Below are 13,145 nucleotides of genomic sequence, written 5' to 3'. Positions count from 1 at the left end.
AGGGTTGGGGTTATTTCAAGTCTTGAAAAACAGCTTTAGCTACCTTTTGGCTTGCACCGGGGCCGCCAAGTTTTTTTTCAAGCGCATCGTACTCGTCTTTTACGTTTTGTTGAGTTTTAGGGTCTAAAATATGGTTTAGTTCTTTTGTTAAGCGTTTTGTGTTGAGGTCGTTTTGGATCAATTCGCAGACCACTTCGCGGTCCATAATAAGATTTACCAAAGAAATATAATCGAGCTTCACCACTTGTTTTCCAATCTTGTAGGACAACCAGCTAGATTTGTAGCACACCACTTGGGGCACTTTAAACAATGCGGTTTCTAGTGTTGCCGTTCCAGAAGTAACTAAAGCCGCATCGGCTACACTAAGCAAGTCGTAGGTCGCATTGCTCACAAATTTAATTTTGCTATTTTTTATAAACGTTTGGTAAAATTCTTCCGACTGGCTTGGTGCACCAGCAATCACAAATTGGTATTCTGAAAAGTCATCTATTACAGACAACATCACACGCAGCATTTTTTTAATTTCCTGTTTTCTACTGCCAGGAAGAAGTACAATTATTGGTTGGTTGCTCAAGCCGTATTTTGTGTATACTGTCTTTACATCTAATTTTGGACGATTTGCAATCGCATCAATTAGGGGATGGCCAACAAAGGTAACAGGCATTAGGTGCTTAACTTCGTAAAAATCTTTTTCAAAAGGTAAAATCACATACATTTGATCAATATCACGCTTGATTTGATGAATACGGTTTTCTTTCCAGGCCCAAATTTGAGGTGAAATGTAATAATGGGTTTTAAAATTGTTGGCTTTAGCCCATTTGGCAATACGCATATTAAACCCTGGATAGTCAATAAAAATCAGAACATCAGGTTGAAAAGCTTCAATATCTTTTTTGCAAAAGCTTATATTTTTAAAAATTGTGCGTAAGTTCATCACCACTTCCAAAAAGCCCATAAACGCCAAATCTTTGTAATGTTTAACAAGCTTAGCACCAGCACCATGCATCAAATCGCCACCCCATGCGCGAAATTCTCCATTGGGGTCTTCTTTTTTCAAGGCTTTGATGAGGTTAGCACCATGTAAATCGCCCGACGCTTCTCCTGCTATGATATAGTACTTCATTTTTAAAGCTTAATGATAAATGTGATGATGGCAATAATTATGGTAGCTACTAAAACACCAGCAGCACCGGCATCTTTTCTCTTTTTAATAAAATAAAAAAAACACAATAAATTTAGTATGGCCCCAAGACTGATGAGTTTACCAAGAAAATTTTCCGAATGGGCAGCCTCCAAAACCTGCATGATTCCATCGTTACGTCCAGACGATTTACTCATAGCAAACCCTACAATAAAAAGGCCAAGGCTGTTGGCTAAAATTCCAGTTACAAATCCTTTTAATATCTGAGTCTTATTCATTTAGATTCCAATTATTCAGTTCTTGTATGTAGTGATGCGCTGTTAAATCAAACTGAGTGGGTACGATTGAAACATAGCCTTGTTTTAAAGCCCATTCATCGGTTTCTTCTCCTTTATCTTGATTGATGAATTCCCCTGTCAGCCAATAATAATCTCTGCCCATTGGGCTTTTGCGTTTGTCAAATTTTTCAACCCAATTTGCGTTAGCTTGACGACAGATTTTTATCCCTTTAATTTTTTCTTTTTCTAAACTTGGGAAATTGACATTGAGTACTACTCCTTTTTGAAGGCCATTATTTAAAACAGTCAAGCATATTTTTTTGATATAAGTTTCTGTTGCCTCAAAATCAGCATCCCAATTGTAGTTGAGTAAAGAAAACCCTACAGCTGGAATTCCTTCCATACCCGCTTCAATCGCGGCACTCATGGTTCCTGAATAAATTACATTTATTGATGAATTGGAGCCATGGTTAATTCCTGAAACACAAAGGTCTGGTTGGCGACCTAAAAGCTCATGTACTGCTAGTTTTACACAATCAGCTGGCGTACCAGACGTGCTGTATTCTTTTTGAGGACCCTCGTCTATGTGTTCTTCTTTACAGTATAGCGTGTCATTGATGGTAATGGCATGGCCCATACCACTTTGAGGACTATCTGGGGCAACCACAACCACATCACCAATGCTATTCATTACTTTGATCAAGGTTCTTATTCCAGGTGCTGTAATTCCATCGTCATTGGTTACTAAAATAAGTGGTTTTTTTGGCATTTTTTCTTTGTTTTCCTTTACAAAAGTAAGTATTTTGTGATTGATTATTTGCTTTTGGCTGCTTTAACAAAAAATTATGTGTGCCTGAGCAATTATTTTTATACTTTTCAGCTACTTTAGGAATTAATTTTATCTACATATCTCAAGTCCATGAAACATATTAATATTTTTCTTTTGTCTGTTTTTGTCGCCTTTGCTTCATGCAGTTTCACTACTAAAACATTTGATGATCCTGACAAGGACAAGCTTCTAATGCAGCTGGTTACATATCTACTTGAGGAAGGACATTTTCAGCCAAAAGACTTTGACGACCCATTTTCTGAGGAGGTATATAGTAGGTTTTTAAAAACAATTGATCCTTACAAGCATTATTTTTACAAGTCTGACGTCAAGGAATTTGAGGCCTTTAAAACACTACTTGATGATCAAATAAAAAATTATGACTTGTCGTTTTTTAATCTCGTCCACAACCGTTTAACACAAAGAATTGAAGAGTCTAAAGCTGTTTATACAGAAGTGCTGGGTCGTCCTTTCAATTATGAGTTGGATGAAGTTTATCAGTCAGATGCTGAAAACTTGGAATACGTATCATCAAAAAAGGAGATGATTAACCGTTGGCGTAAGCAAATAAAATTCAGCACTTTGACAGACTATCACGATATGTTATCTGACGCTGTCAACGATAATAAGTCAAACGCAGATATTGAAGAGGAGGCGCGTAAATCTACACTAAAGAACCTACAAGAAGTGTCTGTTTATTTCGATGATATGAGGCGTGATGATTGGTTGGCTATGTATATCAATGCCATTTCAGAGTCATTTGACCCGCACACTTACTACTTTGCGCCACAATTTAAAGATCGTTTTGACGCTGAGATGTCGGGTAAATATGAAGGTATTGGCGCTCGTCTTCAAAAGAAAATGGATAAAATTAGCATTACTGAATTAATTTCTGGTGGTTCAGCCTGGCGTCAAAATAAACTGCAAGTAGGAGATGTCATATTGAAAGTTCGTCAAGAAGACGAAGATCAAGCTGTGAGTATAGTAGGGATGCGTTTGGATGATGCGGTTAAACTTATCAAAGGACCCAAAGGAACAAATGTAATTCTAACTTTGAAAAGAGTAGACGGTACTGTAGAAGATTTAAGCATTCCAAGGGATGAAATAGAGCTAGAAGAGACTTACGCTAAATCTAGTATAGTCAAAAAAAGCAAATATAAATTTGGGGTTATTAATTTACCGAAATTTTATATTGATTTTGAGGATGTTAACAGTAGAAATTCTACTACTGATGTCAAAAGAGAAATTGAACGACTTAAGGACGAGGGTATGGATGGCTTAGTGTTAGACCTCCGTAACAACGGCGGCGGTTCCCTTAAAACTGCGGTCGAAATTGGAGGCTTATTTATAAAAGAAGGGCCTATAGTACAGGTGCGATCAACTGGGGAGGATCGTCAGGTTCTAAAGGATAGAGACCCTTCTGTAAGCTGGGATGGTCCTTTAGTTATTTTAGTCAATGAGTTTTCTGCTTCTGCTTCAGAAATTTTAGCAGCAGCAATGCAAGATTATAAACGTGCTATTGTCATTGGAAGCAAGCAAACTTACGGTAAGGGGACTGTTCAAAATGTTATCGATTTAAATAGAATGATAAGAAACAATACTAATGGTGATATGGGAGCTTTCAAGTTTACTACTCAAAAATATTACCGAATCAATGGAGGGTCTACACAACTTGAAGGGGTCAAAAGTGATGTTGTTGTTCCAGATCGTTATTCATATATCGATTTAGGCGAAAAAGATCAAGACAACCCATTGTCATGGGATGAAATTGAACCTGCATCATATGAACTTTGGAAAAGTTCAATTGATTATGAAACTACGGTGCAAAAAAGTAAAGAGCGTATGAACAGCAGTGCGGAAATAAAGCTTATTGATGAAAACGCTCGATGGATTAAAGACGCACGATCCAAAGACGTTTACAGTTTGAAGTACAGTGAATACGTTGCAGAACTGAAAAAAAATGAAAAAGAATCGGAGCGCTTCGATGCTCTATCTGATTACACTACAAATTTATCGTTCGAGTCTTTAGCTTACGAAAAACCAATCATGGCCAATGACTCTGTATTCAGAATCAAACGAGAGCGCTGGCATGAATCATTGAGCAAAGATATCTATATGGATGAGGCTTTAAATGTATTGACAGATTTGAATAAACTGCCAAAGCTTGACAAGCTGTCGGCAGCTAAGAATTAAGTTCACAAAATTATGCAGGGATTAACGGCATTGGCGGTCCACAAATTTAAACGAAGTTATTTGGGGGTTGGTAGTATTTTCTTTATTGCTAGCGTAGGATTGGTTTCAATTTTTGCCTATGTGTTGTCTCCAGACCGTAGTCAGTATGCGAATCAAATGCATCTCAGTATTCATTCAAAACCCCCAGGGTTTCATGTTCAAATGTTAGTGCAGCCTAATGCGCTCAAAGCACGTCAAAATAAATTAGATCGTCTTTTTTTTGGTTCTAAATTTCCGGATGTCGAATTGCCTATTTCTTCGTATAGAATAGAATCCGATAAACTAATTTATACTCCATTTGAGGCCAAAGATTTAGAAGGTATTGAAAACGTTGTTGATTATGCAACGACGCCAAAGCCTTACATAGTAGACAAAACCTTTCATTTGGGGACGGATAATTACGGAAGAGATGTTCTTAGCCGCGTTTTGGTTGGGTCAAGAATTTCCTTTTTTATTGGATTCATAGCGGTTTTCATTTCATTAATTATCGGAATTTTTTTGGGGAGTGTTTCAGGATATTTTGGGGGTAAGATAGACGATTTTGTTATGTTTTTGATTAACGTGACTTGGTCTATACCAACACTTCTGCTGGTTATTGCCATAACATTGGCTTTAGGGAAAGGGTATTGGCAAGTTTTTATTGCTGTAGGTCTGACTATGTGGGTGGAAGTGGCTAGAGTTGTTCGTGGCGAAGTAATGAGCGTCAAAGAACAACAATATATCACAGCGGCTCGTGCCTTAGGTATGACAGATTTTAGAATAATTCTTAGGCATATTTTGCCAAACGTTATGGCTCCAGTGATAGTTATTTCTGCAGCTAATTTTGCTGCTGCAATTCTCATCGAAAGTGGATTAAGCTTTTTGGGTATTGGTGCTCAGCCTCCTATGGCAAGTTGGGGTGCTATGATTAAAAATCATTACAATGCTATTGTCTTGGGACAGCCTTACTTGGCAATTATTCCTGGGCTTTGCATTATGGCCCTTGTCATGGCATTTATGCTGATGGGTAATACGCTTCGGGAAGCGTTGGATGTTAAGGCTTCAAATTAATCATTTACGTCAGGTGGATATTTTGTTAATATCGAACTTGTGAATTTTTTGATGCGCTCTTCTTTTTTGTCTATCCTTGTACTCAAGTAGCCTTCGCCAACTCCTTGCCATACGAGTTCTTTGTTTTTTGCATCAATCAAATCGATGAAAAGTGTGCCATTGGTTGTGGTGGATACATTCACTTGATTAGCGCCCATCATCAAGGGGTTCCAGCCCCATCCCCATCCCCAACCGAACATTCCAATGTTTTGGTTGTAGACATTCACTTCTTGCTGCTCTTTGGTGAATATATTTACTAATAAGTCAGGTGTTTTTGATTTTGTAAACCCTTTGGCGATAAGTTCTGATTCGATTGCGCGTAAGATTCTACGTTTGTCTAGATCGCTAACTTTTGCTTTATCTATGCCCTCTTTGAAAAATCCAAATGTTTTGTAAGAGGAGAAGTTTACAGAACGGTCATAGTCTGCCGCAACACGAACAGAATCACAGGACGTAATAGTCAAAAGTAATATTGTAATTGTCAATATGTATTGTTTCATAATAAAAAAATTTAATTCATTAAACCTGATTCAAAAGATTCTCATCTACGCTGTTAGGGAGGGTAACTTTAAGTTTAGGCTCTTGCTCCATAGCTCTTTTTATGGCAAAAGTAGCCCCTTTATTTTGCGCCCAATTTCGTCTAGAAATACCATTATTGACATCCCAAAATAACATTGACTTTAAACTTTTTTCACTTTCTAATGTACCATCAAGAACCATACCAAACCCTCCATTTATCACTTCACCCCAGCCAACCCCGCCACCATTGTGAATGCTGACCCAGGTGGCACCTCTAAAACTATCACCAATAACATTTTGAATAGCCATATCGGCTGTAAATTTTGATCCATCGTAAATATTGCTGGTTTCTCTGTATGGGGAGTCCGTTCCTGAAACATCATGATGATCACGACCTAAAATAATGCTACCAATTTCTCCATTGGCAATAGCGGTATTGAATGCAGAGGCAATTTTCATTCTTCCTTCTGCATCAGCGTAGAGAATACGCGCTTGAGACCCTACAACTAATTTATTGTCTTGAGCTCCTTTGATCCACTTAATATTGTCTTTTAGTTGCTGTTGAATTTCTGCGGGTGCAGTTGCGCTCATTTCCTCTAAAACAGTACAAGCGATAATATCTGTTTTGGCAAGATCTTTTTCAGATCCACTAGCACATACCCAGCGAAATGGCCCAAACCCATAGTCAAAACACATAGGACCCATAATATCTTGGACATAGCTCGGATAAACAAAATCTTGGCCATTTTCTCTCAGGATATCTGCTCCCGCTCTTGATGCCTCGAGCAAAAAAGCATTTCCATAGTCAAAGAAATAGGTTCCTAGATCGCTGTGTTTTTTAATGATTTTTGCATGCCGTATCAAACTTTCTTGAATAAGTTCTTTGAATTTATTGGGTTGATTACGCATCATTTCATTGGCCTTTTCTATCGAGAGCCCCATGGGGTAATATCCTCCTGCCCAAGGATTGTGAAGTGAGGTTTGATCACTTCCTAGTTCAATATAAATATTAGCTTCATAAAAAGCTTCCCATACTTCAACCACATTTCCTTGATAAGCAATAGAAACCACTTCTTTTTGATTTTTGGCAAGTCGCACACGCTTTACAAGTTCGTCTACATTGTCAATAACTTCATCGACCCAACCTTGAGCGTGTCTTGTTTGTATGGCTTTCGGGTTAACTTCCGCGCAAACGGTAATACAACCAGCAATATTTCCGGCCTTTGGTTGTGCACCACTCATGCCTCCTAAACCTGCTGTGAGAAAAATATGTCCATTAGGTAATTTGTTTATTTTTCTAAATGCATTCAAAATAGTAATCGTGGTACCGTGTACAATTCCCTGTGGGCCGATGTACATATAGCTACCAGCCGTCATTTGTCCAAATTGAGTAACTCCTAAGGCATTAAATTTCTCCCAATCATCTGGTTTAGAGTAATTTGGAATCATCATTCCATTAGTTACCACAACTCTAGGTGCACCTTGGTGTGATGGGAAAAGTCCCATTGGGTGCCCAGAATACATGACTAGTGTTTGTTCGTTGCTCATCTCGGACAAATACTTCATGGTTAGTCGGTATTGAGCCCAATTTGAAAAAACACCTCCATTACCTCCGTATGTAATCAATTCGTCTGGGTGTTGTGCAACGGCATCGTCCAAATTATTTTGAATCATCAGCATGATGGCTGCGGCTTGTTTGCTCTTGGCAGGATATGCTTCTATTGGTCGTGCATATATTTTGTGCTCTGGACGAAAGCGATACATGTATATGCGGCCATATTCATCTAGTTCATTTTTGAATTCTCTAATAAGGTCGGAATGGAGTTTTTTGTCGAAATAGCGCAAAGCATTTCTAAGCGCTAATTTTTGTTCTTCATCATTGAGGATTGCTTTACGTTTTGGGGCATGATTTCGTGTTGGGTCTAGAGGTTTTGAACTTGGCAGTTCGCTGGGGATTCCTTCTAAAATTTCATCTTCAAAAGTTTTTGTTTGTTGCTTCATGACCATTACTTTTCTGTTTTTATGGAGGTGTTAAATCCGTATGGACAATGCCTGCAATTACTTTGACAGCAATATCCACGTTTCAAATGATACTGTTCCGTAAAACAGCGGTAACCCTCTGCAGTCATATAAAAGTCACCGTCTTCTATGGGAATTTTTCTGTTCATTCTTAACAAATATAGTGTAATTTTCAATTAATGACTTCTTATTTTCATTGTCTGAAATAGAACGAGCCGCAGTTTTAAAACGCATCAAAGATTTAGTATTTTTACACTTTGAAGAACAACAATTGCATTAATGCTTGATATTCAACAGCTACAAAATATAAAATTAACTTCTCAGCTCTGGTTAAAGCCAGAATATGAAATTCATCCTGAAGTTTCTGGAAATAAGTTCAGGAAATTAAAATATAACCTAGAGGCAGTTGTTCGGGAAGGTTTTGAAGGGGTTTTAACTTTTGGAGGTGCATTTTCTAATCACATAGCAGCAACCGCTGCAGCCGGAAAGCTGCTCGATATTTCAACGGTTGGTATTATTCGCGGTGAGGAATTGGCTAAAGATATCGATTTAAATCCAACCCTTTCTTATGCTAAAGCATCTGGTATGGATTTAGAATTCATCAGTCGAGCCGCATACCGTAACAAAAATGAAGTTTCTTTTTTAAAAAGTTTAAATATTAAATACCCTAATTTCTATATTATTCCTGAAGGAGGGACTAATGCTAGGGCTGTTCGTGGCTGTTCGGAAATTTTAACAGAAAAGGATCGAGATTTTGATGTTATTTGTTGTGCTGTAGGAACAGGAGGTACCATTTCAGGCCTGATTAACTCGAGTCTTCCTCATCAAAAAATAATTGGATTTCCAGCCTTGAAAGGTGCATTTTTAAATGAAGATATTCGTAAATTTGCACAGCATTCTAACTGGGAGTTGTGTACTGATTATAGTTTTGGAGGGTATGCAAAAGTCAATCAGGAATTGATTCAATTCATTAATCAGTTTAAAAATGACTTTGGAATTCCTTTAGATCCTGTGTACACAGCCAAAATGATGTTTGGTATTGACGATTTAGTTAAAAAAGGATTTTTTTCAAGATCTACTAAGATTTTAGCCATTCATACTGGAGGCTTACAGGGAATAAGTGGAATGAACGATTATTTGAAAAAAAATAATTTAGAATTAATTACATGAGGCGAGTAATAATATTAGTTGTACTAGGAACTTTTCTATCGAGTTGTGGAGCTCGAAAGAAAACAAATCGTAATCAAGAGACCGAGGTAAATGTCAATATTCCTTCAATTGCGACTCCGGATGCGCCATCAATTATTTTAACCCCTACTTATAACTCTACAGAAGATTATATTGCATTTTTTAAGGCTGTTGCCATTCATGAAATGAAACTTTATGGTATTCCTGCTAGTATCACATTAGCTCAAGGGATTTTAGAATCTGGCTCCGGAAAAGGACGTTTGGCGCGGCAAGCTAATAATCACTTTGGAATCAAATGTCACGATTGGACAGGTCCCCGCATTTACCACGACGATGATCGAGCTCAAGAATGTTTTAGAAAATATAATGATCCAAGTCAATCGTATAGAGATCATTCCTTGTTTTTAGCAAAAAGAAAACGCTATGCCGATTTGTTTAAACACAAAATAACAGATTACAAAGCATGGGCCAGAGGCCTTAAAAAGGCGGGTTATGCGACTGATCCACAGTACCCTAAAAAACTGATTAGTCTAATAGAACGCTACAAATTGTACCGTTATGATATTTTCGACAAGAAGAAAAAAAATAAAAAGGAACGAGGCCGTACTTTCCAAACTCACAGGGTTCAAAAAGGAGATACCTTGTACTCAATAGCTAAGCGTTACAACACGACAGTAGAGTACATAAAGTCTTCCAATAATCTTAATTCTAATGCATTAGATATCGGTCAAACTCTTGTAATTAGATCAAATTAAATCTTATGAAGTACCAACGCAGTAGTCAATTATTCAAAGAAGCCAGTGCCGTCATCCCTGGTGGTGTAAATTCTCCAGTGCGGGCATTTAAAGCAGTTGGTGGGACTCCAATTTTTGTCAAAAAAGCCGAGGGTGCTTACATATACGATGAAGATGGAAATCGCTTAATTGATTTTATTAATTCTTGGGGTCCTATGATTTTGGGTCATGCATTTAAGCCCGTTGTTAACGCTGTGGTAGATAAAGCAAAAAAAGGAACTTCTTTTGGTATGCCTACTGAAATCGAAACCAAAATTGCCGCTTTAGCTATTTCTATGGTTCCTAATGTAGATAAAATCAGATTTGTTAACTCAGGTACTGAGGCATGTATGAGTGCAGTTCGTTTAGCAAGAGGATACACTGGAAAAGAAAAAATAATAAAATTTGCAGGCTGTTACCACGGGCATTCAGATTCCTTTTTGATTCAAGCGGGTAGTGGTGCTGTAACATTTGGTAGCCCCAATAGCCCTGGGGTTACAAAAGGGACAGCAAAAGATACTTTATTGGCTCCCTATAATAATTTGAATGCTGTAAAACATATTTTTGAATCTAACCCGAACCAAATTGCTGCCATTATTGTAGAGCCAGTGGCGGGCAATATGGGTTGTATTCCACCTGCTGAAGGTTTTTTACAAGGGCTTCGCGCATTGTGTGATAAATATAAAGCAACACTCATTTTTGATGAGGTCATGACGGGTTTTCGATTGGCAAAAGGAGGTGTTCAAGAGCTTTACGGAATAAAAGCGGATCTTATTTGTTTTGGCAAAGTGATTGGTGGTGGGTTACCTGTAGGTGCATTTGCAGCTTCTGATGAAATTATGTCTTTTTTAGCTCCCGAGGGTCCTGTTTATCAAGCAGGAACACTTAGTGGAAACCCTTTGGCCATGGCTGCTGGTTATGCACTTTTGGAGGTACTGAATAAAGATGCTGATGTTTACGATCGATTGGCAGAAAAAACAGCCTATTTACACCAAGGTATATCAAAAGCTCTAAAAAGACATAAAATTACGCATACCATTAATCGTGTTGGGTCTATGATTTCTGTTCATTTTACAGAGAATACTGTGGTTGATTTTGAATCCGCAGCTCATGGAAATAATGATCAATTTAAAAAATTTTTCCACGGAATGTTAGCTGCAGGCGTGTACATTGCTCCAAGTGCTTTTGAGAGTTGGTTCATTACTGATGCATTGACTTATGATGATTTGGATTTTACTATTGCAGCAGTTGAATCTGTAGCGAGTAAGTTGTAAGCGCTTAAATAACTTCTTTTTCTAAAGCAATATAATGGGTCGTTTCTTTATTACTATACAACGGATATATAGAAATTTCACAGTTGTAAGCTGTTTTGTTTTTTCGGTAATTTACTAGATTAGATCGGAAGGGCTCCCCTTTTTTTAAATTACGAGCAATTTCTGAAATTGCTTTTTTAAAAGTCCGCTTTCCTTGTAAAAAGCGTGGTGATTGACCCAAAGTTTCTTTTTTGGAATACCCAGTCATGGTTGTAAAACCCTCGTTTACCCAGATTATGTTTTGACTTTTATCTGTTAGAACGATAGCTTCAAAATCATTTGATTTAAAAATCGAGTTTAGGTTATTTTCCCAGTCGTGGCGTTTGGCATATGCCTTGATTTTTCTTATGTCCATTGCTCTTTTTGCCTTATTCAACTGTATGAAGTAACGTTCGCTAAATACATCCCAGCTAATTAATGGTAAGGTTTTTAACTGGTTGTCTAAAACTGAGTTTTTATTGGATAGTTCAGTGTTGTTTTCATTTCCTGAAAGATATAAATCCAGGCACATTATTTTGTTGAGGTTTTGTTTCATGATTTTAGGTTAAGTATTTAAAAAAATCACATTGCTGAAAATAAATATCAGAAACGTTTTTGTAATTTAATAAACTGTATTTTTTGGTATGGAAGATTAGATTTGGGGTCTATTCTCATTCAAATATATAAAAAAAAAGCGGTTGCTTGCTGCAACCGCTTTGTAAATTATGACACAATCTAAGTTTATATCTTTGCAGACTTGACTGTTTTGATGATTCGTGCTGCAATTTTGTATGGATCTCCATTAGAAGCAGGACGTCTGTCTTCTAACCATCCTTTCCATCCCTTTTCTACAGTGATGATTGGAATTCTTATTGAAGCACCACGGTCTGAAATCCCGTAAGAGAAATCATTGATTGAAGCCGTTTCATGTAATCCAGTCAAACGTTGGTCGTTAAATTCTCCATAAACAGCAATATGTTCCTTAACAACAGGTCTGAATGACTCACAAATTTTCTCATAAACTTCTTGAGATCCACATGTTCTTAAGGTTGTGTTTGAGAAGTTAGCGTGCATTCCAGAACCATTCCAGTCCATATCTTTACCTAAAGGTTTTGGATGGTAGTCGATGTAGTATCCGTATTTCTCAGTAAGACGATCGAGAAGGTAGCGTGCTACCCAAATCTCATCACCTGCTTTTTGCGCCCCTTTGGCAAACAATTGGAATTCCCATTGTCCTGAAGCAACTTCTTGATTGATGCCTTCAAAGTTCAATCCAGCATCGATACATAGATTTGCATGCTCTTCAACAAGATCTCTGCCGTGAGTGTTTTTTCCGCCCACAGAGCAGTAATACATTCCTTGAGGTGCAGGATAACCACCTACAGGGAAACCTAGAGGAAGTTGTGTTTTGGTATCCATTATGAAATATTCTTGTTCAAATCCAAACCAGAAATCATCATCTTCATCATCAATTGTCGCTCTTCCATTTGATTCATGTGGCGTACCATCTGCGTTTAGCACTTCAGTCATGACCAAATAACCATCTCTTCTGGCTGGATCTGGATAGATAGCTACAGGTTTAAGTAAACAGTCAGAAGAACCACCTTCTGCTTGTCTCGTCGATGATCCATCAAAAGACCAAATAGGGCAATCTTCTAATTTCCCACTAAAATTCTCTTCAACTTTGGTTTTGCTTCTCATGTTCTGAGTTGGGAAGTACCCATCTAACCAAATGTATTCTAATTTTGATTTTGACATAATTGTACGTTTAATTTTAATTAAAAA

The 13,145-nt window shown here is 37.6% G+C and carries 13 protein-coding genes; 5 read left to right on the top strand and 8 right to left on the bottom strand.

The window, feature by feature from the left end:
* Positions 1-10: 10 nt before the first annotated feature.
* Genes lpxB through surE form a run of 3 tightly spaced genes read right to left on the bottom strand, consistent with a single transcriptional unit; the run spans position 11 to position 2,188 of the window.
* Positions 11-1,123 (bottom strand): lipid-A-disaccharide synthase, encoded by a 1,113-nt coding sequence (gene lpxB / locus FORMA_RS01940; protein WP_069674072.1) that lies wholly within the window; start codon positions 1,121-1,123, stop codon positions 11-13.
* Between the two features lie 2 nt (positions 1,124-1,125).
* Positions 1,126-1,419 carry a hypothetical protein gene (locus FORMA_RS01935; RefSeq protein ID WP_069674071.1) on the bottom strand — a complete coding sequence of 98 codons (294 nt, stop codon included), beginning with the start codon at positions 1,417-1,419 and terminating at the stop codon, positions 1,126-1,128.
* A complete protein-coding gene (gene surE / locus FORMA_RS01930; protein ID WP_069674070.1) occupies positions 1,412-2,188 on the bottom strand; it encodes a 5'/3'-nucleotidase SurE in 777 nt (258 codons plus the stop codon). The genes FORMA_RS01935 and surE overlap by 8 nt, the downstream gene beginning before the upstream one ends.
* A gap of 150 nt (positions 2,189-2,338) precedes the next feature.
* Here surE and FORMA_RS01925 point away from each other — a divergent pair, with 150 nt between their 5' ends.
* Both FORMA_RS01925 and FORMA_RS01920 read left to right on the top strand, forming a co-directional pair.
* Complete coding sequence (locus FORMA_RS01925) at positions 2,339-4,441, top strand: carboxy terminal-processing peptidase (RefSeq protein ID WP_069674069.1); 2,103 nt, start codon at positions 2,339-2,341, stop codon at positions 4,439-4,441.
* 12 nt (positions 4,442-4,453) lie between these two features.
* Positions 4,454-5,530, top strand: coding sequence for an ABC transporter permease (locus tag FORMA_RS01920; RefSeq protein WP_069674068.1), 1,077 nt, complete (start codon positions 4,454-4,456; stop codon positions 5,528-5,530).
* On the opposite strand, the gene FORMA_RS01915 is transcribed toward FORMA_RS01920, so the two are convergent.
* From FORMA_RS01915 to FORMA_RS09325, 3 genes are read right to left on the bottom strand one after another with little or no spacing between them, the layout of a single operon-like run.
* Positions 5,527-6,069 carry a DUF4136 domain-containing protein gene (locus FORMA_RS01915; protein ID WP_069674067.1) on the bottom strand — a complete coding sequence of 181 codons (543 nt, stop codon included), beginning with the start codon at positions 6,067-6,069 and terminating at the stop codon, positions 5,527-5,529. The genes FORMA_RS01920 and FORMA_RS01915 overlap by 4 nt on opposite strands.
* 19 nt (positions 6,070-6,088) lie before the next feature.
* Positions 6,089-8,089, bottom strand: coding sequence for a urocanate hydratase (locus FORMA_RS01910; RefSeq protein ID WP_069674066.1), 2,001 nt, complete (start codon positions 8,087-8,089; stop codon positions 6,089-6,091).
* Between the two features lie 5 nt (positions 8,090-8,094).
* A complete protein-coding gene (locus FORMA_RS09325) occupies positions 8,095-8,256 on the bottom strand; it encodes a DUF5522 domain-containing protein (RefSeq protein ID WP_197500773.1) in 162 nt (53 codons plus the stop codon).
* A gap of 130 nt (positions 8,257-8,386) precedes the next feature.
* Between FORMA_RS09325 and FORMA_RS01905 the strand changes: the two genes are divergently transcribed.
* The 3 genes from FORMA_RS01905 to hemL are packed head-to-tail and all read left to right on the top strand — an operon-like array spanning position 8,387 to position 11,342.
* Entirely contained in the window at positions 8,387-9,277 is an 891-nt protein-coding gene (locus tag FORMA_RS01905) for a 1-aminocyclopropane-1-carboxylate deaminase/D-cysteine desulfhydrase (RefSeq protein WP_069674065.1), read from the top strand.
* Positions 9,274-10,050 (top strand): glucosaminidase domain-containing protein, encoded by a 777-nt coding sequence (locus tag FORMA_RS01900; RefSeq protein WP_069674064.1) that lies wholly within the window; start codon positions 9,274-9,276, stop codon positions 10,048-10,050. The genes FORMA_RS01905 and FORMA_RS01900 overlap by 4 nt, the downstream gene beginning before the upstream one ends.
* Positions 10,051-10,055: 5 nt before the next feature.
* Positions 10,056-11,342: a glutamate-1-semialdehyde 2,1-aminomutase gene (gene hemL / locus FORMA_RS01895; RefSeq protein WP_069674063.1), complete on the top strand. Its 1,287-nt coding sequence runs from the start codon at positions 10,056-10,058 to the stop codon at positions 11,340-11,342.
* 4 nt (positions 11,343-11,346) lie between these two features.
* On the opposite strand, the gene FORMA_RS01890 is transcribed toward hemL, so the two are convergent.
* On the bottom strand, positions 11,347-11,916 hold the full coding sequence (locus FORMA_RS01890) for a PAS domain-containing protein (RefSeq protein WP_069674062.1): 570 nt from the start codon (positions 11,914-11,916) through the stop codon (positions 11,347-11,349).
* Positions 11,917-12,101: 185 nt separating this feature from the next.
* Positions 12,102-13,118: a glutamine synthetase beta-grasp domain-containing protein gene (locus FORMA_RS01885; protein WP_069674061.1), complete on the bottom strand. Its 1,017-nt coding sequence runs from the start codon at positions 13,116-13,118 to the stop codon at positions 12,102-12,104.
* Between the last annotated feature and the right edge of the window lie 27 nt (positions 13,119-13,145).

The organism is Formosa sp. Hel3_A1_48 (assembly GCF_001735715.1).
GTDB lineage: Bacteria > Bacteroidota > Bacteroidia > Flavobacteriales > Flavobacteriaceae > UBA3537.
Note: the sequence above shows the minus strand (reverse complement) of the source record. Positions and strands in the feature narration are given on the sequence as shown.

Coding starts and splice junctions, on each gene's coding strand:
- lpxB (WP_069674072.1), bottom strand. CDS start 1,123: ATGAAGTACTATATCATAGCAGGAGAAGCGTCGGGCGATTTACATGGT.
- FORMA_RS01935 (WP_069674071.1), bottom strand. CDS start 1,419: ATGAATAAGACTCAGATATTAAAAGGATTTGTAACTGGAATTTTAGCC.
- surE (WP_069674070.1), bottom strand. CDS start 2,188: ATGCCAAAAAAACCACTTATTTTAGTAACCAATGACGATGGAATTACA.
- FORMA_RS01925 (WP_069674069.1), top strand. CDS start 2,339: ATGAAACATATTAATATTTTTCTTTTGTCTGTTTTTGTCGCCTTTGCT.
- FORMA_RS01920 (WP_069674068.1), top strand. CDS start 4,454: ATGCAGGGATTAACGGCATTGGCGGTCCACAAATTTAAACGAAGTTAT.
- FORMA_RS01915 (WP_069674067.1), bottom strand. CDS start 6,069: ATGAAACAATACATATTGACAATTACAATATTACTTTTGACTATTACG.
- FORMA_RS01910 (WP_069674066.1), bottom strand. CDS start 8,089: ATGAAGCAACAAACAAAAACTTTTGAAGATGAAATTTTAGAAGGAATC.
- FORMA_RS09325 (WP_197500773.1), bottom strand. CDS start 8,256: ATGAACAGAAAAATTCCCATAGAAGACGGTGACTTTTATATGACTGCA.
- FORMA_RS01905 (WP_069674065.1), top strand. CDS start 8,387: ATGCTTGATATTCAACAGCTACAAAATATAAAATTAACTTCTCAGCTC.
- FORMA_RS01900 (WP_069674064.1), top strand. CDS start 9,274: ATGAGGCGAGTAATAATATTAGTTGTACTAGGAACTTTTCTATCGAGT.
- hemL (WP_069674063.1), top strand. CDS start 10,056: ATGAAGTACCAACGCAGTAGTCAATTATTCAAAGAAGCCAGTGCCGTC.
- FORMA_RS01890 (WP_069674062.1), bottom strand. CDS start 11,916: ATGAAACAAAACCTCAACAAAATAATGTGCCTGGATTTATATCTTTCA.
- FORMA_RS01885 (WP_069674061.1), bottom strand. CDS start 13,118: ATGTCAAAATCAAAATTAGAATACATTTGGTTAGATGGGTACTTCCCA.